Annotated in this window: 19 protein-coding genes, 1 pseudogene and 1 riboswitch; of the genes and pseudogenes, 11 read left to right on the top strand and 9 right to left on the bottom strand. The window is 73.9% G+C overall.

Translation table 11 applies throughout. From position 1 onward, the window contains the following. Positions 1–547 precede the first annotated feature (547 nt). Positions 548–982: a protein-tyrosine phosphatase family protein gene (locus ACFV0G_RS07655; RefSeq protein ID WP_380543234.1), complete on the top strand. Its 435-nt coding sequence runs from the start codon at positions 548–550 to the stop codon at positions 980–982. Positions 983–1108: 126 nt separating this feature from the next. Further along, the gene (locus ACFV0G_RS07650; protein WP_380543231.1) at positions 1109–2110 is read left to right on the top strand and encodes a hypothetical protein; all 1002 of its coding nucleotides are present in this window, start codon (positions 1109–1111) and stop codon (positions 2108–2110) included. Here ACFV0G_RS07650 and ACFV0G_RS07645 read toward each other — a convergent pair. The 3 genes from ACFV0G_RS07645 to ACFV0G_RS07635 form a co-directional block, all read right to left on the bottom strand. After that, entirely contained in the window at positions 2079–2807 is a 729-nt protein-coding gene (locus tag ACFV0G_RS07645; protein ID WP_380543228.1) for a hypothetical protein, read from the bottom strand. The genes ACFV0G_RS07650 and ACFV0G_RS07645 overlap by 32 nt on opposite strands. Positions 2808–2909: 102 nt before the next feature. After that, a complete protein-coding gene (locus ACFV0G_RS07640) occupies positions 2910–3626 on the bottom strand; it encodes a sensor domain-containing protein (RefSeq protein WP_380543225.1) in 717 nt (238 codons plus the stop codon). Positions 3627–3727: 101 nt separating this feature from the next. Further along, a complete protein-coding gene (locus ACFV0G_RS07635; protein ID WP_380543222.1) occupies positions 3728–4330 on the bottom strand; it encodes a GNAT family N-acetyltransferase in 603 nt (200 codons plus the stop codon). A gap of 80 nt (positions 4331–4410) precedes the next feature. Here ACFV0G_RS07635 and ACFV0G_RS07630 point away from each other — a divergent pair, with 80 nt between their 5' ends. Beyond that, a complete protein-coding gene (locus ACFV0G_RS07630; protein ID WP_380543219.1) occupies positions 4411–5355 on the top strand; it encodes a hypothetical protein in 945 nt (314 codons plus the stop codon). Here ACFV0G_RS07630 and ACFV0G_RS07625 read toward each other — a convergent pair. Beyond that, entirely contained in the window at positions 5352–6167 is an 816-nt protein-coding gene (locus ACFV0G_RS07625) for a M23 family metallopeptidase (RefSeq protein ID WP_380543216.1), read from the bottom strand. The two genes, ACFV0G_RS07630 and ACFV0G_RS07625, sit on opposite strands and share 4 nt — an antisense overlap. Before the next feature lie 11 nt (positions 6168–6178). Continuing rightward, positions 6179–6338: riboswitch (cyclic di-AMP (ydaO/yuaA leader) on the bottom strand. Between the two features lie 228 nt (positions 6339–6566). Here ACFV0G_RS07625 and ACFV0G_RS07620 point away from each other — a divergent pair. Continuing rightward, positions 6567–6857 (top strand): YiaA/YiaB family inner membrane protein, encoded by a 291-nt coding sequence (locus tag ACFV0G_RS07620; RefSeq protein WP_380543214.1) that lies wholly within the window; start codon positions 6567–6569, stop codon positions 6855–6857. Between the two features lie 23 nt (positions 6858–6880). On the opposite strand, the gene ACFV0G_RS07615 is transcribed toward ACFV0G_RS07620, so the two are convergent. Then, positions 6881–7135 carry a 4-oxalocrotonate tautomerase family protein gene (locus ACFV0G_RS07615; RefSeq protein WP_380543211.1) on the bottom strand — a complete coding sequence of 85 codons (255 nt, stop codon included), beginning with the start codon at positions 7133–7135 and terminating at the stop codon, positions 6881–6883. A gap of 117 nt (positions 7136–7252) precedes the next feature. Between ACFV0G_RS07615 and ACFV0G_RS07610 the strand changes: the two genes are divergently transcribed. The 3 genes from ACFV0G_RS07610 (at position 7253) to ACFV0G_RS07600 (ending at position 9853) form a co-directional block, all read left to right on the top strand. Continuing rightward, positions 7253–7441: a hypothetical protein gene (locus tag ACFV0G_RS07610; RefSeq protein WP_380543208.1), complete on the top strand. Its 189-nt coding sequence runs from the start codon at positions 7253–7255 to the stop codon at positions 7439–7441. Between the two features lie 284 nt (positions 7442–7725). Then, positions 7726–8325 (top strand): DedA family protein, encoded by a 600-nt coding sequence (locus ACFV0G_RS07605; RefSeq protein WP_380543205.1) that lies wholly within the window; start codon positions 7726–7728, stop codon positions 8323–8325. A gap of 271 nt (positions 8326–8596) precedes the next feature. Beyond that, positions 8597–9853, top strand: a complete 1257-nt coding sequence (locus ACFV0G_RS07600) for a hypothetical protein (RefSeq protein ID WP_380543202.1) — start codon at positions 8597–8599, stop codon at positions 9851–9853. Positions 9854–10069: 216 nt separating this feature from the next. Here the strand turns inward: ACFV0G_RS07600 and ACFV0G_RS07595 are convergent, their stop codons facing one another. The 3 genes from ACFV0G_RS07595 to ACFV0G_RS07585 form a co-directional block, all read right to left on the bottom strand. Next, the gene (locus tag ACFV0G_RS07595) at positions 10070–10780 is read right to left on the bottom strand and encodes a uracil-DNA glycosylase (protein WP_380543200.1); all 711 of its coding nucleotides are present in this window, start codon (positions 10778–10780) and stop codon (positions 10070–10072) included. Positions 10781–10987: 207 nt separating this feature from the next. Then, positions 10988–12145, bottom strand: a complete 1158-nt coding sequence (locus ACFV0G_RS07590; RefSeq protein ID WP_380543197.1) for a low temperature requirement protein A — start codon at positions 12143–12145, stop codon at positions 10988–10990. A gap of 376 nt (positions 12146–12521) precedes the next feature. Further along, complete coding sequence (locus ACFV0G_RS07585; RefSeq protein ID WP_380543194.1) at positions 12522–13364, bottom strand: sulfite exporter TauE/SafE family protein; 843 nt, start codon at positions 13362–13364, stop codon at positions 12522–12524. A gap of 268 nt (positions 13365–13632) precedes the next feature. Between ACFV0G_RS07585 and ACFV0G_RS07580 the strand changes: the two genes are divergently transcribed. Together ACFV0G_RS07580 and ACFV0G_RS07575 are read left to right on the top strand one after the other, a co-directional pair. Beyond that, entirely contained in the window at positions 13633–13899 is a 267-nt protein-coding gene (locus ACFV0G_RS07580; RefSeq protein WP_380543191.1) for a hypothetical protein, read from the top strand. 7 nt (positions 13900–13906) lie between these two features. Next, positions 13907–14359, top strand: a pseudogene (locus ACFV0G_RS07575) (transposase family protein); the annotation flags it as partial. Between the two features lie 143 nt (positions 14360–14502). On the opposite strand, the gene ACFV0G_RS07570 reads toward ACFV0G_RS07575, so the two are convergent. After that, complete coding sequence (locus ACFV0G_RS07570) at positions 14503–15282, bottom strand: HAD-IIA family hydrolase (protein ID WP_380543188.1); 780 nt, start codon at positions 15280–15282, stop codon at positions 14503–14505. A 404-nt stretch (positions 15283–15686) separates the two neighbouring features. Here ACFV0G_RS07570 and ACFV0G_RS07565 point away from each other — a divergent pair, with 404 nt between their 5' ends. Next, the gene (locus ACFV0G_RS07565) at positions 15687–16712 is read left to right on the top strand and encodes a lytic polysaccharide monooxygenase (RefSeq protein ID WP_380543185.1); all 1026 of its coding nucleotides are present in this window, start codon (positions 15687–15689) and stop codon (positions 16710–16712) included. 37 nt (positions 16713–16749) lie between these two features. After that, the gene (locus tag ACFV0G_RS07560) at positions 16750–17820 is read left to right on the top strand and encodes a Gfo/Idh/MocA family oxidoreductase (RefSeq protein WP_380543182.1); all 1071 of its coding nucleotides are present in this window, start codon (positions 16750–16752) and stop codon (positions 17818–17820) included. The last annotated feature ends 38 nt before the right edge of the window (positions 17821–17858 follow it).

The raw sequence follows: 17858 nt of genomic DNA, 5'->3' as shown, positions 1-17858 counted from the left end.
CACACTACCGACGTTGGGGGGGGGTGTCTTTTGTTAACACCACCCCACTGATCAAACCCGCCCCCCGACCAATCCTACCCCCCCCGCCCCGCCTCCCTCGGCGGCGGGGCCATACGTCGTTCCTCCGGAAAATCCGTTGCCCCTCGCAGGGGAGCGTGCCTAAGGTGGCGGCACACTGAAAGGAGGTGATCCTGAATTGAGTTCCATCAGGATGCGTGAGGTGGCTGCTCGCTAGAGCCGCCCCTGCCTGTGGCAGAGCGGGGCCCTACGGCCCCCCGGCGGCAGGCGCAGACCCCAGCAGTCACCCGGCCCGTGGGCTCACCGGTACATCCCCGGTGCCTCGGCCGCGGGGCCCCTTGCGGGCCCGGCGCCGAGGAAGCAGCCCACGGGCCGTCTGCATGTCCGGGGGCGTTCCGGCCCCCCGTCTCCGCGGACACCGCCCGCGGAGAGCGACGCAGGAACGGTGCACCCGCGAGCGGGATCCGGCCCGAGCCGGCTGCTCCTCCCCTGCGGGCGCACCACCGCACTGAGCAGGGAAGGACCTGCCGTGACCGCCGACGCGACCTGGGATCCCGCCGCACCGGGCGTGCTGCGGCTGCCCTCCGGGCGGCTGGTGCGCGGCCGCGCGCTGCGCCGGCCGCTGCCGGACGGCCCCGCCCCCGACTTCGCCCTCCACCTGCTGGGCAGGCCGCCGGCGGACGTCCCGTGGGAGTCCCGCTGGATCCGCTGGCCGGACTTCCGGCTGCCCGCCGACCCCGCCGACGCGGCCGAGGCCCTGCGCACGGCCTGGGCACGCACCGCCACCGAGCGGGTCGAGGTCGCCTGCGGCGGCGGCCGGGGCCGTACCGGCACCGCGCTCGCCTGCCTCGCCGTGCTGGACGGCGTCCCCGGCCCCGAGGCGGTCGGCTACGTCCGGCGGCACTACGCGCCGGGCGCCGTGGAGACCCCGTGGCAGCGCCGCTTCGTCGCGGGCTTCCGTTAGGCCTGCCCTCGGTGCCCGTCGGCCGGGTACGGAGAACCCGCACCGCGGCCAGCCCGACGGGGCGTCAGGTCCGCTACAGTCGCTGCGCGGCACGGCGGACGGCGCCGGGCGTTGGGGGTGTGCGCGATGGAGCCGGAGCGCGGCGGGCAGCCGGTGCCCGCGGTGAAGTACGGGCTGGCCGGGGTGCTGGGCGCGGGCGTGGCGGGGCTGTCCCTGTACGCACTGGCGGGCGGGCACCCGGCGGCGGCGCTGGGCGGCGGACTGCTGGTCGCGGCGACCTTCACGGTCGGCGGCGGACTGCTGGGCTTCCTGTTCGGCATTCCGCGGCTGCTCACCAGCGGCGCGGCCGCCCATCCGGACGACCGGTCCGCCACCTCGACGGCGAGCTACGCGCCCAACACCAATCTGGAACAGGTCTCCGACTGGCTGACCAAGATCCTGCTGGGCGCCGGGCTGACCCAGATCGGGACGCTGCCGCACCGGCTCCGGGAGCTCGGCGCGGAGCTCGCCCCGGCACTCGGCGACGGCCCGGGGGCCGCCGGGATCGCCGCCGCGGTCGCGGTCTACTTCACCGTCGCCGGCTTCCTGTCCGGCTGGCTGGTCACCCGGCTGCTGCTGGCCCGCGCACTGTCCGCGGCCGACCGGCAGACCCTGGCGGACTCGGTGAACCAGACGGTCATCGCCGCCGGGTCGCTCGACTTCAGCCCCGCGCAGGTGCGGGAGCTCTTCGACACCGGGGTGGAGGGCCTGCGGGTCCAGGCGCTGGCCCTCGTCCAGGGACGGCCGGACCCGGCCCTCGTCGACCTGGTCGTCTCGGCCATCGATCGGCACCTGTCCCCGTTCGAGCTGCTGCAGGCCCTGCTCGCCGCGCGCGAGCTGGCCGGACTGCCCGGGCTCGGCGCCGACCAGCGGGCCGCCCTGCGGGCCGCGGTCGCCTACAAGCTGCGCAACACCCGCACCGTGCCGCCGTACTCACGGCGCCGCTCGGTCGCCGAGGAGGTCCTCGGCCGGCTGCCGGCCCCCGTCCCGGCCCAGGCCGGCGGCCCGGACGGACCTGCGGCAGGTGCGGCCGGCACGGCGCCGGCCGGCGGCGGGGTCAGCGCACCCGGGCCCGGCGGACAGCCCTAGCTGCACCGGCCGCCCGCAGCACCAGGACGCGGCGGGCCACACCCCCCGCGGTGACCGGCAGGATCTCGCTGGCCACCCCCTCCCGGCCGAGCCCGGACCGGAGTGCGCCCAGGTGGGGGCAGCGCCGCCCGGAGCCGTCGTGCAGGGGGTGCACCCGGACCTCGCCCGCCGGATCGGTGACCCGGACGAGCTCCAGCAGGCCGGCCAGCTGCTCCTGCGGGCCGAACAGGTCGGGGTAGGCGAACAGCAGGTACGAGCTGAGGGTGAGGGCGAAGGCGCCGTCGGCGAACGGCAGCCGGGGCAGTTCGGCGGCCACGTACCGGCCGGGGTTGGCGGCCCGGTCGGCAGAGAAGAGCAGGCGGGCCCGGTCCCAGCTGCGCAGGTACTTGTCGGGCCGGACGTGGCGCGGGGCGGCGTACAGCCGGGGGCGGTCGCGCATCGCGGCGGCCATGGTCTCCCGTCCGACCCGGGCGAGGGAGACCAGTTGGGGCGCCGGCACCGCGTACAGCGGATCCGCGGCGATCACCCGGCAGCCGATCCGGTCGGCCTCGGCGGCCAGGCCCGCCGCCCCGCCGGGGCAGTCCAGCACCGGCCCCGGGAGCCGTCCGAGGACGGCCCGGGTGAGTCCGAAGACCGCGCAGTACTCGTCCAGCGGGCGCGAGGTCACCAGGGTGGCGGGCGGTGCTGCGCCGGGCACGGCGGCCCCTCTCGGCAGGCGGCGGTACCGCCTCATCGGACCACGGCCCCACGGCCGCCGCCATCCGGGCCGGGGCGGACGGCCCCCGGCGCCCGCCCCCGGTCAGCGGGCCCCGAGCAGCCCGCGCACGGCGACCCGGCTGACCCCGGTGAGCCCCCGCACCAGCCACGGCGTGACCAGCACCAGCAGCAGGCCGACCGCGGAGACGCCGGCGATCTGCGCGGGCGAGGTGATGTAGTAGGCGTAGTGCCGCCCGGCGTCGGTGGTGAAGTCGTAGACGCGGTAGCCGGGCCAGTCCGTGTACCGGGCGAAGACCCAGTGGTAGAGCGGGTAGAGCGCGAGGACCCAGCCGGTGATCAGGAACGTCAGGGTCACCGCGAAGCCGAGCACGGCCCAGGGGAACATCAGCACCTGGTAGAGGACGGCCCGCCAGCCTGCCCCGTCGGCGAGCCGGGCGGTGACGGCGCCCCAGACGCCCCGGCGCGCCGGGCGGACGGGGGCGGGCGCCGCGACCTCCGCACCCAGCAGGGTGCGGGCGCGGTGGCGCTCGAGTGCGCCGAAGCCGCGCGCCGCGGTGAGCAGCAGCGCCAGCACCGGCAGCCCCACGGCGGTGACCACCAGCCCGGCGCCCAGGACGACGCCGGTGACGGCCAGGCAGAACCCGGCGATGCCGAGCGGGAGGCCGGTCAGGACGTAGCCGATCTCGCGGTAGGTGGCTGCGGAGAACGGCGCCCGCAGGAAGCCGGGGCGGCGGGCCCCGGTGCCGGGCCCGGCGGGCCACGCGTCGTGGGCGGTGCGGTGCAGTGTGCCGGTGCTCATCTCGGCCCCTCGGTCTCGTCCTTTGCTGACGGTTCCACAGTGCCGGTGCCGGGGGGACCGGCGGAATGGAGCCTGCTGCCGAGTCCGGGGTGGGGCTGGCCCTACCCCTGCCCTGCGGCCTCCTCCACCCACTCGTCCTCCAGCAGCGAGAACTGGTCGGAGTCGTGCCAGGTGCCGTGCAGGAAGAGGTCGTGCCGGATCCGGCCCTCGAGGTGGAATCCGGCTCGGGTGAGCACCCGGGCCGAGGCGGTGTTCGCCGGGTCGACCCGGGCCGCGAGGCGGTGCAGCCGGAGCCGGCCGAAGCCCAGCCCGCAGAGCATCGCGACGATCTCCCCGGCGTACCCGTTGCCCCACAGGTCGCGGCGGAGCGCGTACCCGAGCGTGCCGGCGCGGTCGCCGTCGAGCCCGAGCACGGCCTGGCCGACGGGGGGCGCATCGGCGGGCCGGCCGTCGGAGCGCAGGGTGACCGCGAGCCGGTAGACGGTGCGCGGCCGCTTCTCCGCCTCCTCCAGGTACAGCTCGATCTGGTCGGCGCACTCCTCGGCGTCGCGCGGCTCGAAGGGCAGGAAGCGGGCGGTCTCCGCATCGCCGAAGACGGCGTGCAGCCCGTCGACGTCCTGCGGGGTGAGGTGGAACTCGCGGATCGCCAGGCGCGGGCCGGTCAGCCGGACCGGCCGCACCGACGGGACCTGTTCGGGTGTCATGCCGGCCGACCCTACCCCCGACCGGTCGCCCGTCGGCTCCTCCCGCGCGGGGCCGCGGTGCAGCGGCTACGGTACGGGACGTGAATGACGAAGACCTGCAGCTCATCCCGTACACCCGCACCGAGGACCTGCTCGCCTGGGCGGACGGGCAGGGCCTGGAGCCGGTGCCCGAGGACGTGCTGCGGACGGTGCTGACCCTGCTGGAGCTGGGCGGGGCCCCGCTGCACGACGGCTTCCCCGAGCTGGGGTCCGCGGTGCTGGAGCAGCTGCTACACGAGCGCCTGCACCTGTACGTCCAGCCGGTCGGGGATCCCGCGGCGTACGGCGCGGCGGTGCGGCTGCTGATCGACCGTCAGCGGTGGGCGCGCCGGCTGAACGCCAAGCGGCAGGAGCGGCTGCACGCGGAGGCGGAGTGGCAGGGCGAGCTGCTGACCACGCTGCTGCGCCGGCCCCAGCTGCTGACCTGGCCGCGGCTGTACACCCTGCTGCTGGAGGCGCACGGCGTGCACACCGGCGACTGGGACGCGGTGCGGGCCTGGCTGGACGCGTTCCGCGAGCTCTCGCCCGAGGAGCGGGTCGCGGCGTACGCGGCGCTGGTGGACGGCGGCGAGCTGGACGCGGTGGCCGGCCCGGACGCGGAACTGCTGTGGAGCCGGGCGCACCTGCTGTCGATCGGCATGGCCACCGACGGTGCGCGGCGGCTGCTGGAGCACGGGCTGATGCGTCGCAGCTACCGGAACCTGGCCGCGCTGACCGCAATGGGCGAGCCGATGCCGGAGGAACTCGCAGGCGGGTTCGAGGAGTTCGAGGCAGTCGCCGAGGATGCCGCGCTGTGGCTGTGCGGGCAGTGGACGGTCCCCGGCCTGCCGGAGCTGCTGGTCGCGGAGTATCCCGACCTCGCGCCGGAGCCGGGCACGGAGGAGCTCCGCGCGTACGCGGAGGACCGGGCGCTCGCTGAGGGCCGCCCGCTCCCGGACGGCTGGGCGCCCGCCGGGCAGCAGGTGGACGGGCCGGAAGCGGGTTAGACCCGGATGCCCCGGGCCTGCAGCCAGGGCTGCGGGTCGGTCGGCGCGCCGCCGCCCGGGCGGATCTCCAGGTGGAGCCGGGGCGAGGTGACGCTGCCGGTGGCGCCGACGGCGCCGAGGACGGTGCCGGTGGGGGCGTGGCCGGAGGTGGCGCCGAGCCGGGCGAGGTGGCAGTACCAGATCTCGGTGCCGTCGGGCAGGGTCTGCACGACGCGGTAGCCGTACGAGCCCGCCCAGCCGGCCGAGGTGACGGTGCCGTCGCCGACGGCGGTGACCGGGGTGCCGGCGGGGGCCTCGAAGTCGAGCCCGGTGTGCAGGGCGGCCCAGTGCGAGCCGCCGGGCCCGTACACGGCGCCGAGCGAGAAGCCGGACAGCGGTGCGGCGAAGGGGGCGGAGGGCGCGTCGGTCCGGGGGCGGGCGGCCGGGGCGGCGACGGGTGCCTGGACGGCAGCGGCGGCGCGGCGGGCCTCGGCCTCCTGCGCGGCGGCGAGCCGGGCGGTCTCCTCGGCGGCCGTCCGGGTGTCGGCCTGCTGCTGGATCCGGGCGGCGAGGGCGAGGCCGGGGTCGGCGGCGCCCTGGGCGCCGTCGGGCGCGGACACGGCGGGCTCCGCGGCGGCGGCCGGGCCCGCGGCGGCGGCGGTCAGGCCGGCGGCGCCGAAGGTGGCGGCCATGGTCGCGGTGACACCGAGCAGCGGGCTGCCGCCCCGGGTCTGGCGGGGCAGCCGGTGGCGGGCCGGATCGGCCTGCTCCCAGGGGTGGTCGAGGAGCTGGGTGGGTGCGGCGGTGGGATCCGCCGAGGTCGTCGACGCCACGGGGGCGGACTCCTTTCCTTCCCTCTCGCCGACCGGGTTAGCTGACGGGTTCGGAGCAGGAAGGTCTCCTACGGCAGGGCCAGGGCCCGGCCGATTCACCCCAAGGAACGTGGTTCCCCGGCTCCCGGGTCCACCGCAGGGGTGGTCCGCGGGATTGAGCGACACGCGCACGGTGCCGTTCGGGTACGGCGTTGCCGACCGCGCTGCGTTATCAAACGTTAATGCGAGGTCCCCCCGGATTCCAAGTGCTCTCGGTTACGGACTTGCACCGGGCTCGGGGGACTTGGGCGATTTGTGACGGTTTGCCAAGCGGCCGGTCCGGGACCGTCACGGGAGGTGACGGCGCACTTGGGTATCCGTACTCATGTGCCGCCGCCGGCGCTCCGGGATGCTGCAGGCATGAGCGCACCGATGCAGCCCCGCACCACGGCCGCGTACTACGTCCAGGCCGTCCTGTCCTTCGCCCTCGCGCTGGCCGCCCTGGCGGTCGGCATCGCCTGCCTCCCGGTGAGCGCCTGGATGCGCGCGTTCCTCGCGGTCGCCCTGCTGTACGTGGTGACCTCGGCGTTCACCCTGGCCAAGGTGGTCCGCGACCGCCAGGACGCGGGCGAGCTCACCTCGCGGGTGGACCAGGCCCGGCTGGAGAAGCTGCTGGCCGAGCACGACCCGTTCAAGGTCGACGGGATCTGACGCCCCGGCGGGCCGCGGCCCGGTCAGCCGCCCGCCGGCCCGGCCTCGCCCGTCCCGCCCGAGCCGTCCGCCCCGCCGGCAGCGGCGGCCGCCCGCTTGGCCGCGTAGGTCTCGCCGCCGGCCGCCCAGTTCTCCGCCGGCAGTTCCTCGATCAGGACCCAGACCGCCGCCGGGTCCACGCCGGTGACCCGGGTGTACGCGGCGGTCAGCTCCCGGGCGATCTCCGCCCGCTGCTCCGGCGTGCGGCCGGCCAGCTGCTTGACGTTGATGAACGGCATGGCGCCCTGCCTCCTCGCGGACCCGGGCCCGCCCCGGGTCGATCGGCCGCACGCTACACCGGCCGCGCCGCCGCGCCGGCCGCGTAACCGCGGACCGGACGGCTCGTTGGGCAGGGCATGAAGAAGCGCAGCATGCTCGCCTTTGCCTCGCTCGCGGTCGGCGTCGTCGCCTCGCTGACCGCCCCCAGCGCCCACGCCGACGGCCCGCAGCACCGGACGGGCGACGCCAAGGCCGTGACCGGCACCGAGCTGCCCGACGGCGGCACCGACCGGGCGGCGGCCGCCGCCGACCGGGACGTCTCCTGACCCGTCCCCCGGCACCGGGGCCGGCTCCGCCGACCCGCACGGCCCCTCCCGACCGTTTGCCCCCCCCCCCCCCCGGGCCCTCGCCCCATTCCCCCCTCTCTCCTGCGGTGCGGCCGGGGTTGTGCCGATCCGATCGCAGGGCTGTCCCTGCCCCGCATGCCCTGGTGAGCGCCCTCCTGTGAGGCTGAGCACAGGGGGGTGCTTCACGGCATGAAAGGTCGACTCGCTAGCGTTACGCCTCGCAGCACTGCTCTCCTCCTGGGCGGTCTGGAGGGAGGTCCACGATGGACGCCGCAGCGGTACTGGGACCGTCATGGATCTGCGCGTTGGCGCTCTTCGCCGTACTCGGCGACGCGTTCCTGCCGTTCCTGCCCAGCGGCACCCTGGTGATCCTCGCGGTGCTCAGGACCTCCGACATGGACGGGGCTCCGGTCCTGCTGGGCCTGGGTGTCGCCGTCGCCTCGTTCCTCGGTGACCTCCTCCTGCTGCAGCTGGCCCGTCGGGGCGCACCGTCCGTACGCCGGCGGCTGGACCGCCGTCCGGAGCTCGCCGCCAGCGTGGAGCGCGTCCAGCAGAGCCTCGCCCAGCGGACCAGTCGGGCCGCCGCCCTCATCGTGATCATCGCCCGGTTCGTTCCCGCCGGACGGACCATCATCGATCTTGCCGTCGGCCACTCGCCCGCAGCGTCCCGCGTCTTCCTGCGCTGGTCCGCGCTGGCGGCCGTCGTCTGGGCCGCATACATCGTCAGCCTCGGCTGGCTCAACAGCCACTGGTTCAACACGGCCTGGCTGAGCATGGGCGTCTCCTGCGCCGCAGCCAGCCTGATCAGCGCCGGGGTGGCCCGCCTGGTCCGGCGTCGGCGCCGCGCCCTCGCGCTTGCCTGACGCCCCCCATCCCCGGCCTCCCGTCCTCGCCGGCCGTGCGCGGCCACGGGATCTGTCTCAGGACGGCAACAGAGAGGGCTGCCCGGGAGCCGCCCCCGGCCCGCGTGCGTGATGAATATCGGATGAGAACGGCGTTGCGGGACCACAGGGCGGACGTGACATCCTTGGGCAGCGAAACAGATCAATTGTCCGATTTTGTCGGCGTCGCACCGGCCCCCTCGGGAGCCGGTGCGTCCCACGAGCGCGCGGACACCATGCGGTAGGGGAGACCATGAGCAGCATCTCGCGCAGGGCTGTGCTGAGTGCCGGTGCGGCCACCGCGGCACTGGGGGCAGTCGCCGCCTGTGGCAGCACCGGTTCCGTTTCCCGGGACTCGGGCGGCCCGGGAAGCGGAAACGGCAGCGCCGGAGCCGGGTCGGGCAAGCCGGTCCAGGGGACGCCGCTGGGCGACGGATCGACGTCCGACACGGGCGCCCAGCCCAACCAGCCCAAGCCGGAGAAGCTGAAGCCCGGCGAGCAGCCGCCGCAGTTCGTGGTGTTCTCCTGGGACGGTGCCGGCGCGACGGACGACGGCCAGTTCGCCCGCTTCCTCAAGCTCGCCGAGCAGTACAAGGCCTCGATGACGTTCTTCCTGTCGGGCATCTACACCCTGCCCAAGGAGAAGTCGAGCCTCTACCACCCCCCGCGGCACTCCGTGGGCGCGTCCGACATCCCGTTCCTGTCGTCGACGGCGGTGCGCAACACGATCAAGCTGATCAGCCAGGCGTGGCTGGCCGGCCACGAGATCGGCACCCACTTCAACGGACACTTCTGTTCGAGCCGCGCCGACGGCAACGGCGTCAACAAGTGGTCGCCGGAGGACTGGGAGAACGAGATCCAGCAGGCCGTGGGCTTCGTCACACAGTGGCGGACGAACACCGGCTTCACCGATGTCGACCCGCTGCCCTTCGACTACAAGAAGGAACTCATCGGCGGCCGCACGCCCTGCCTGGAGGGGCAGAAGACCCTGCTGCCGACCGCTGCGAAGCTCGGCTGGAAGTACGACGCCAGCTCGCCGGGCGGGCTCCAGATATGGCCGCAGAAGGTCCAGGACGGCAAGATATGGGACTTCCCCCTGCAGGGAATCCCCTTCCCCGGACACAGCTTCCAGGTCCTCTCCATGGACTACAACATCCTCGCCAACCAGTCGCACGGCACCACCAAGGGCGACCCCGCCAAGTACGCGGAGTGGCGCAACCAGGCACGCGACTCGTACATCGCCGGGTTCGAGCGGGCGTACACCACCAACCGCGCGCCGTTCTTCATCGGCAACCACTTCGAGCAGTGGAACGGCGGCATCTACATGGACGCCGTGGAGGAGACCCTGAAGACGATCGCGGGCAAGCCCGACGTGCGCCTGGTGTCCTTCCGGCAGCTGGTGGAGTGGCTGGAGGTCCAGGACCAGTCCACGCTCCGCAAGCTCCGGACCCTCGGAGTGGGCAAGGGCCCGACCGGCGGTTGGGAGACCTTCCTCGGCGCTGCCGGCTGACGCCCGGACGGACGGGGACGCGGCCGAACGGGGCGGGCCCGCGACGGTCGGCATCGGCGGGCCGGCGGGCGGTCGACGCCGTACGGGCCCTGCGGTCCGTCGAGCAGGCCCCGCTCGGCCCCTGAAACAGAACGGCGTCCGGTGCTATGGCAGCCCTCCCCTGGCTGCCACCGCACCGGACGCCCTCGTCCGTCCCCCGCCGAGCCGTCGTGGCTGTCAGGCCTTCAGGTCCGGAATCCGCCAGTCGATCGCCTCGGCGCCGAACTGCTCCAGGGCCGCGTCGATCTGCGAGAACGGCCGGCTGCCGAAGAACAGCTTGGCGGAGAGCGGCGACGGGTGCGCGCCCTGCACGACCACGTGGCGCGAGGTGTCGATCAGCGGCAGCTTCTTCTTGGCGTAGTTGCCCCAGAGGACGAAGACCACGGGCTCTTCACGGTCGCTGACGGCCTTGATGACGGCGTCGGTGAACTTCTCCCAGCCCTTGCCCTTGTGCGAGTTGGCCTCGTGGGCGCGGACGGTGAGCACCGCGTTGAGCAGCAGGACGCCCTGCTCGGCCCAGTGCATCAGGTAGCCGTTGTCCGGGGCGGGGATGCCGAGGTCGGCGTCCAGCTCCTTGAAGATGTTGCGCAGCGACGGCGGCGTCTTGGTGCCGGGCAGCACCGAGAAGCTCATGCCGTGCGCCTGGCCGTCGTCGTGGTACGGGTCCTGCCCGAGGACGAGCACGCGGACCTTGTCGTACGGGGTCGCGGCGAGGGCCGAGAACTCCTGCCCGGCCGGCGGGAAGACCTGGTGCTCGGCCCGCTGGGCGGCCACGAAGGCGGCCAGCTCGGCGAAGTAGGGCTTGCCCGCCTCGTCCGCCAGCACCTCACGCCAGCTCTCGGGCAGTTCGAAACCGGCGCCCACGCCCGCCTCAGCCAGATCCGTCACGACTAACCTCCCACCGGCCGCGCCGCACCGCGCAGCGGCCGCCTCCGACGTACGACTTCCTACGAACCTGAACGCTACACACCCCGACCGACAACCCGCACCGAGCACCGGTCCTGCGATCGCCGGGCACCGGCGCACCGAAAGCCGGGCGCCGGCCCACCGATCGCAGGTCCGGACACGAAGGACCGCCTCGCTGGCCCCCGCAGCTCAGCCGAGGTCCGGAGCGAGGCAGGCCTCGGACCGGTCGGGGCCGGCCGCGGGCGTCCGGGCGGCCCGTCGTACCCGGGCGTGCTCCAGCCCGTTGAGTCCGATCAGGACGGCGGCGAGGGCCGACAGCGCCGCGAGGGCGGGGAGCCGAACCATCAGCGGGAGCAGGGCCAGTACCACGGCCGCTGCGGCCAGTCTGGTCGGCGAGATCACCCCGAACATCATCCGGCGGGTGTAGCTGAAGGAGAGCAGGTAGAGGGCGCAGCCGCCGTAGAGCAGCCCGAGGGTGCCCACGCCGAGCGCCCGCCCCGGTTCGGCGACCGTCTCGCCGAAGCCGACGGCCACCGCGATCACCCCGGCGATCAGCAGCAGGTGCCCGTAGGAGAAGACCCAGCGGATCATGTCGCGCCGGGAGGAGGCGGTCTCCACCGCGAACCTCATGGCCTCCGAGGCGAAGCCGAAGTACAGCCACCACAGGGCACAGGAGATGGCGAACGCGGTGGCCACCGACACCAGCTGGGCGGGGTGCAGCCGGCCCGCCGCCAGCGGTGCGCCGATGCCGACGATCGATTCGCCGAGGGCGACCAGCAGGAAGAGTCCGAAGCGCTCGGGGAGGTGGGCGGGGTGGTAGACGACCTTGGCCAGGCGGCGGCGGAACACGAACGGCGCCGCGAGGTCGCAGGTCGCACCGAGGGCCCAGAGCAGTTCGCGGGCCGGTCCGTCGACCAGGCCGCCGGCGAGCATCAGCGGTCCGCTGACGGCGGCGCCCACGCCGTACGGGCCGCGCCAGACGCCGGGGACCCGCCACAGCAGCCAGAACAGGACGATCCGGGCGGCCCAGTAGCCGGCGCCGAAGAGTGCACCGCGATCACCGTAGGCACCGGGCAGGGCGAGCGCCATGAAGAGGCCGGACAGGCCGACCGCGAAGATGCCGATGCGGTCGCGCGGGCTGTCCACGTCGCGAATGTTGGCCTGCACGGTGGTTCCGACCCAGCACCAGTACACCGGCGCGAACGCGACCAGTGCCTGGCCGACCCCGGTCCAGTCGTGGTGATGGTGCAGCAGTTGTGACACCTGGGTCACCGCGAACACGAACACCAGGTCGAAGTAGAGCTCCGCCCAGGTGACGCGCTTCTCCTCGGACGGCGCTCCCGCCACCGTCCCCTCCCCGTGAGCCGCCGTTTCGGGCCGCACCGGTCCCCTCCCCCATTGTCGTGCCCGCGGCCGCTCCCCGGCCCGGACCACCTCTCCCCGCACCGCCGCCGCCCCGGCAACGGCCCCCCGGATCTCATCCGTCCGGCTTCCGGCCGAACCGGGCTGCGCAGTTGTCACGCGCCATGCTGATGACCGGCAGCGGAACAGTTGTCTTTGGCCGCCGGCTGTCAGCTTCGGTCCGCTTCGGTCCGCCTCGGACGGCCCGCAGAGGGCCCGCAGAGGGCCCGCAGAGGGCCCAAGACTACGGCCTTGGGACGGCTTCGCCTCCGTGTCGGAGCCCTCAGCCTGTTCTCGGTTCCCACGTGGATGCACATGCTTCTCACAGCACCGTGCCGGCCATTCGGGCTTGGTCGTACCGAGCAAGCTTGAAGGCCGAGACGAGAAGGATCACGGCCAGCGCGGGAATGAGGACCACGTCGGGGAACACACGGAGAAGCAGCCCGCCCACCACCGCACCGGCGGTGGAACCTGCGGCCATGACGGCGGTGAAGCGGAGGTTGGCTCCGAGGACGGCGAAACTGCCGTCGCGGCTGTAGCGGGCGAAGGCGACCAGCATGGTGGGCAGCGACACCAGGAGGGACAGGCTCCCTGCGGTCTTGATGTCGAGCGCGAACAGCAACACGATCGTCGGGATCAGCAGCTCGCCGCCGGCGACGCCCATGATCGCCGCGACCACCCCGATGCCGAACCCGGCCGCCACTCCGGACGGAATCCGGGCCCACGTCGGGAGGTCGAGCGCCCCCGGGGTGGTGGTGTGCGTGAGCAGCAGGGCGGCGGCCATGAGCACCATCAGCGCGGCCAGCACCTTGTAGAGGGTGGCGCTGCGCATCCGTACCGCCCAGCTCGCTCCGGCCCAGGCTCCCAGCAGGCTCCCGGCGAGGAGGTTGACCGCTACCGGCCAGTGGTCGGCCAGCTGCAAGGCCGGCACCGCCGCCAGCCGGGCGGGTAGCGCGGTGAGCACCACGACCAGGCTCATCGCCTTGTTCAGGATGACCGCTGAGAGCGCGGCGAACCCGAACAGGCCGATCAGCAGGGGCAGGCGGAACTCCGCGCCGCCCAGGCCGATCATCCCGCCGAGCACGCCGATCCCCGCTCCCGCTGCGAACACCAGGGGCAACGAGTGCGTCGAACGCTGCGGCTCGAGGTCCGTGTCGGTGGTCATGCCGGCTATCCTCGCGAATCGCGGTACCTGCCTGCTATGGCAAGTCCTACAAGACCGGTGTCCCCGGGACCGGGGAGAGTCGAACCCTGTATGCCCAGCTCACGGACTCGGAGTAGGTCCGCGGTCGCTGGTCGACCGCCGACTGGTTCGCCTGGTGGCGTCCTGGCATGTGTACGAGGGCCGGAGGGACGTCACGCCGGTTGAGCTGTGGCTGGTCGATGATCACGGTGTCTCTACCCGCGTGATGAGCGGAACGGACTGGTGCCTGATGGTTGACCAGGACAAGCCCCACGAGGGCTGCGACATGGGCGACTGGGGTCGAATCGACGTCCAGCGCGACTCCCACGAAACCCCCTTCGCGCGTCACCTCGGTGACACCGTGCTCGCCACCCGCGAGGAGTGGGAACCGCGCACGGGACGCACCGCGCTTGAGTTGGACTTCGCCTCGGAGGCTGTCCGTTCCGAGAGCTGGGCCGGCGACCTCCGCATCACCGCCCTCGACCGGCCCGGGAGCCCAAGCACATCGGTGTCATGATCTTGTAGTGGCTCAGGTGATCACGGCATCGGAACGCTCCTGGACAACCCCGTTCACCGGGTTGCGACCGAAGGACTTCGGCAAGCTGATCACGATGTTGCGCCGAGAGGGCGTCGACCGGCCTCGTCCGGGACGCCCGTGGTCGTTGCCGTTGGAAGGACCGTGTCCTGCCCCTTGCCGCCTACTGGCGCACCAACCTGACGCTACGGCAGCTCGCCCCTCTGTTCGGTGTCTCCAAGTCCGGCGCCAGCCGGATCATCGAGCACATCGGACCGGTTCTGGCACTCAGGCGGCGGCAGCGGTTCCGCAAGGGCACCGCCCTGATCGTCGATGGCACCCTGGTCCCCACACGCGACCACACCTCCTGATCCCGCACCGCCGTCCCGCCGGCGGCGAACTCTGCGGCTGGCAGCGTGAGCACAACCGCTCCCACAAACAGGTCCGAGCCCGGGTCGGGCATGGCGGAGTGTGGCTCCAGATGAGGTGCGCCACTCGCCGATGAGGACTCGGGCCGCTGACGGCCCGTAGACCGCCCAGCAAGCACGCGCAGTGCCCCTCCCGGCGGAAAACCGCTGGCAGGGGCACTGCGGGCGTTCCTGACGGTCAGATCTCGTCGATCAGGTCCGCGACGGACCTGACCACCCGGGTCGGCCGGTACGGGAAGCGCTCCACGTCGGCCGGCGCGGTGAGGCCGGTGAGCACCAGGATGGTCTCCATGCCGGCCTCCATTCCGGAGACCACGTCGGTGTCCATCCGGTCGCCGATCATCGCGGCGGTCTCCGAGTGGGCACCCGCCGTGTTGAGCGCCTCGCGCATCATCAGCGGGTTCGGCTTGCCCACGAAGTACGGCTCGACGCCGGTCGCCTTGGTGATCAGTGCCGCGACCGAGCCGGTGGCCGGCAGCACGCCCTCGGTGGACGGGCCGGTCTCGTCCGGGTTGGTGCAGATGAAGCGGGCGCCCGCGTTGATCAGCCGGATCGCCTTGGTGAGCGCCTCGAAGCTGTACGTGCGGGTCTCGCCGAGCACGACGTAGTCCGGGTCCTTGTCGGTCAGCACGTAGCCGGCCTGGTACAGCGCCGTGGTGAGGCCGGCCTCGCCGATCACGTAGGCGGTGCCGCCGGGGCGCTGGCCCTTGAGGAACTTCGCGGTGGCCAGGGCGGACGTCCAGATGCACTCCTCCGGCACCTCCAGTCCCATGCCGGCCAGCCGGGCGCTGAGGTCCCGGGGCGTGTAGATGGAGTTGTTGGTCAGCACCAGGAACGGCTTGCCGGACTCGCGCAGACGCCGGAGGAACTCCTCCGCGCCGGGGATCGGCGTGCCCTCGTGGATGAGGACACCGTCCATGTCGGTCAGCCAGGACTCGATGGGCTTGCGGTCTGCCACGTGCGTTTCTCCCGAGTTCGTTCGAGGTCGTTCAAGGGTCGTCCTGAGAACTGCCACCCCACCGCCCGGGGCCCGGTGCGGGCCGTACCTCGGCGTGGGGGTCCTGCCGCTGCCCCAACGGCGCCCAGCCTAGTCCCGCGCGCCCCCGCCGGGGCAGCACGTCCCGCCCTGCGGACGACGCCCGATCCGGCCCCCGGAGCGGTCCCCGCACGGCGCCCTGGCAACCCGGACGCGGCGCTCCCCCGCGAACGAGCCCCGGCGGCGCTCCCCCGGCCGTCCCCGGGATGCCGCCTCAAGGTCTCCTTAAGCGGCCCCTAACGCGCCGGGCAATGCCCCAACTCCCGTTCCCTGCATGGCTAGCGTGCAGATACAGCGTCCCCCACCCCCCATCGAGGAGCACCACCATGCCCGCTCGCCCGACCGTCACCCGCAGGGCCACCGCCCTCGCCGGCGTCCTGGCCGGCCTTGCGCTCACCGGCACGCTCGGCACCGGGACCGCCGCCGCGCACGGCTCGATGCAGAACCCGCTCAGCCGCGTCGAGGGCTGCTACCTGGAGGGCCCCGAGCATCCCAAGTCGGCCGCCTGCACCGCCGCCATCGCCCTCGGCGGCACCCAGGCCATGTACGACTGGAACGGCGTCCGGATCGGCGACGCCAACGGCCGCCACCAGCAGCTGATCCCGGACGGGCGCCTGTGCAGCGCCAACAACGCGGAGTTCGTCGGCCTCGACCTGCCGCGCGCCGACTGGCCCGCCACCAACCTGACGGCCGGGGCGCCCTTCACCTTCCGCTACCGCGCCACCGCGCCGCACCGCGGCACCTTCCGGCTGTACGTCACCAACCGCACGTACAGCCCGACCGCGCCGCTGAGCTGGTCGAACCTGGAGTCCACCCCGTTCCTGACCGTCACCGACCCCCAGCTGGTCGACGGCCAGTACGTGCTGCCGGGGCGGGTCCCGGCCGGCCTGACCGGCCGCCAGCTGATCTACGCCATCTGGCAGCGCTCGGACAGCCCGGAGGCCTTCTACTCCTGCTCCGACGTGGTGTTCGACGGCTCCGGGAACGCCGCGGGCACCGCCGCCCTCCCCGCCGCCGGCAGCGGCGTCCAGCACGTGCACGACTCCGCGCCCACCACGGCACCCGCCGGGAGCGGCACCACCACCGGGGCCCGCAGCGGCGGAGCCGGCACCGCGGGCTCCGCCGGCACCGGTCAGCAGAGCGGCCGGACCGCCGCCGTGGCGGCCGCCGCCACCGGAACCCCGGCCGGCACGGCCGCCACCCCGGCCACCGCGCCGGCCGCCCAGCAGCTCGCCCAGACCGGCGCCGACCGTTCCACCGGCCTGCTCGCGGCGGTCGGCGGCACCTTCCTGCTCTCCGGGACCGCCATGGCCGTCATCCGGCGACGCCGTATCCGCGCGCACGCGCGCTGACCGGGACCGCCGACGCGGGCGTGGTTGAGTAGGAGGCATGAGCAGCGTGCCCCGCACCCCGTTCCGCGTCGGCCTGATCGGCTACGGCCTGGCCGGCTCCGCCTTCCACGCCCCGCTGATCGCCACCACCCCCGGACTGCAGCTGGCCGCGGTGGTCACCGCCAACCCCGACCGCCGCGACCGGCTGCGCCGCACGCACCCCGGCGCGGAGCCCCTCGACACCCCGGAACAGCTCCTCGAACGCGCCGACGACCTGGACCTGGTGGTGGTCGCCTCGCCGAACCGCACCCACGTCCCGCTCGCCGAGGCCGCGATCGCCGCCGGACTCGCCGTGGTCGTCGACAAGCCGCTCGCGGGCAGCGCCGCCGCGGCGGCCGACCTGTGCGAGCACGCCGAGCGCGCCGGCGTCCTGCTGTCGGTCTTCCAGAACCGCCGTTGGGACGGCGACTTCCTCACCGCCCGCCGCCTCGTCGCCGAGGGCGCGCTCGGCCGGGTCCACCGTTTCGAATCCCGCTTCGAGCGGTTCCGCCCCAAGCCCAAGCCCGGCTGGCGGGAACTCGCCGACCCTGCGGAGGTCGGCGGCACCCTGTACGACCTCGGCAGCCACTTGGTCGACCAGGCACTCACGCTCTTCGGGCCCGCCGACTCGGTGTACGCGGAGATCGACACCCGCCGCGACGGCGCGGTCGTCGACGACGACGCGTTCCTGGCCCTGACCCACGCCTCCGGTGTCCGCACCCACCTGTGGACCAGCGCGATCGCCCCGCTCGGCGGCCCGCGCCTGCGGGTCCTCGGCGACACCGCCGGCTACGTGAAGTTCGGCATGGACCCGCAGGAGGACGACCTCAGGGCCGGCCGCCACCCCGGCGACGGCCGCCCCTGGGGCACCGACGACCCGAGCGCGTACGGCACCCTCGGCACCGACGAGTCCGCCCACCGCACCCCCACGGACCCCGGCGACTACCCCGCCTTCTACGCGGGCATCGCCGCCGCCCTCGCCACCGGCGCCCCGCCGCCGGTCGAACCGCGGGACGCCGTCGCCACCCTCGCCGTCCTCGAAGCCGCCCGCGGATCCGCCGCCACCGGCACCGTCGTCCACCTCACCTGACGCCCCAAAACGCGGACGGGCCGGCCACACTGTCGTGG

Origin of the sequence: Kitasatospora sp. NPDC059571 (genome assembly GCF_042735675.1) — a bacterium.
Classification (GTDB): domain Bacteria; phylum Actinomycetota; class Actinomycetes; order Streptomycetales; family Streptomycetaceae; genus Kitasatospora.
This window is presented reverse-complemented; position numbering and strand designations above follow the sequence as displayed.

What these genes read in the sequence shown, in the direction of transcription:
- ACFV0G_RS07605 (WP_380543205.1), top strand. Translation starts at nt 7,726, where the DNA reads ATGGACGCCGCAGCGGTACTGGGACCGTCATGGATCTGCGCGTTGGCG.
- ACFV0G_RS07650 (WP_380543231.1), top strand. Translation starts at nt 1,109, where the DNA reads ATGGAGCCGGAGCGCGGCGGGCAGCCGGTGCCCGCGGTGAAGTACGGG.
- ACFV0G_RS07600 (WP_380543202.1), top strand. Translation starts at nt 8,597, where the DNA reads ATGAGCAGCATCTCGCGCAGGGCTGTGCTGAGTGCCGGTGCGGCCACC.
- ACFV0G_RS07560 (WP_380543182.1), top strand. Translation starts at nt 16,750, where the DNA reads ATGAGCAGCGTGCCCCGCACCCCGTTCCGCGTCGGCCTGATCGGCTAC.
- ACFV0G_RS07635 (WP_380543222.1), bottom strand. Translation starts at nt 4,330, where the DNA reads ATGACACCCGAACAGGTCCCGTCGGTGCGGCCGGTCCGGCTGACCGGC.
- ACFV0G_RS07580 (WP_380543191.1), top strand. Translation starts at nt 13,633, where the DNA reads ATGGTTGACCAGGACAAGCCCCACGAGGGCTGCGACATGGGCGACTGG.
- ACFV0G_RS07620 (WP_380543214.1), top strand. Translation starts at nt 6,567, where the DNA reads ATGAGCGCACCGATGCAGCCCCGCACCACGGCCGCGTACTACGTCCAG.
- ACFV0G_RS07615 (WP_380543211.1), bottom strand. Translation starts at nt 7,135, where the DNA reads ATGCCGTTCATCAACGTCAAGCAGCTGGCCGGCCGCACGCCGGAGCAG.
- ACFV0G_RS07565 (WP_380543185.1), top strand. Translation starts at nt 15,687, where the DNA reads ATGCCCGCTCGCCCGACCGTCACCCGCAGGGCCACCGCCCTCGCCGGC.
- ACFV0G_RS07610 (WP_380543208.1), top strand. Translation starts at nt 7,253, where the DNA reads ATGAAGAAGCGCAGCATGCTCGCCTTTGCCTCGCTCGCGGTCGGCGTC.
- ACFV0G_RS07585 (WP_380543194.1), bottom strand. Translation starts at nt 13,364, where the DNA reads ATGACCACCGACACGGACCTCGAGCCGCAGCGTTCGACGCACTCGTTG.
- ACFV0G_RS07640 (WP_380543225.1), bottom strand. Translation starts at nt 3,626, where the DNA reads ATGAGCACCGGCACACTGCACCGCACCGCCCACGACGCGTGGCCCGCC.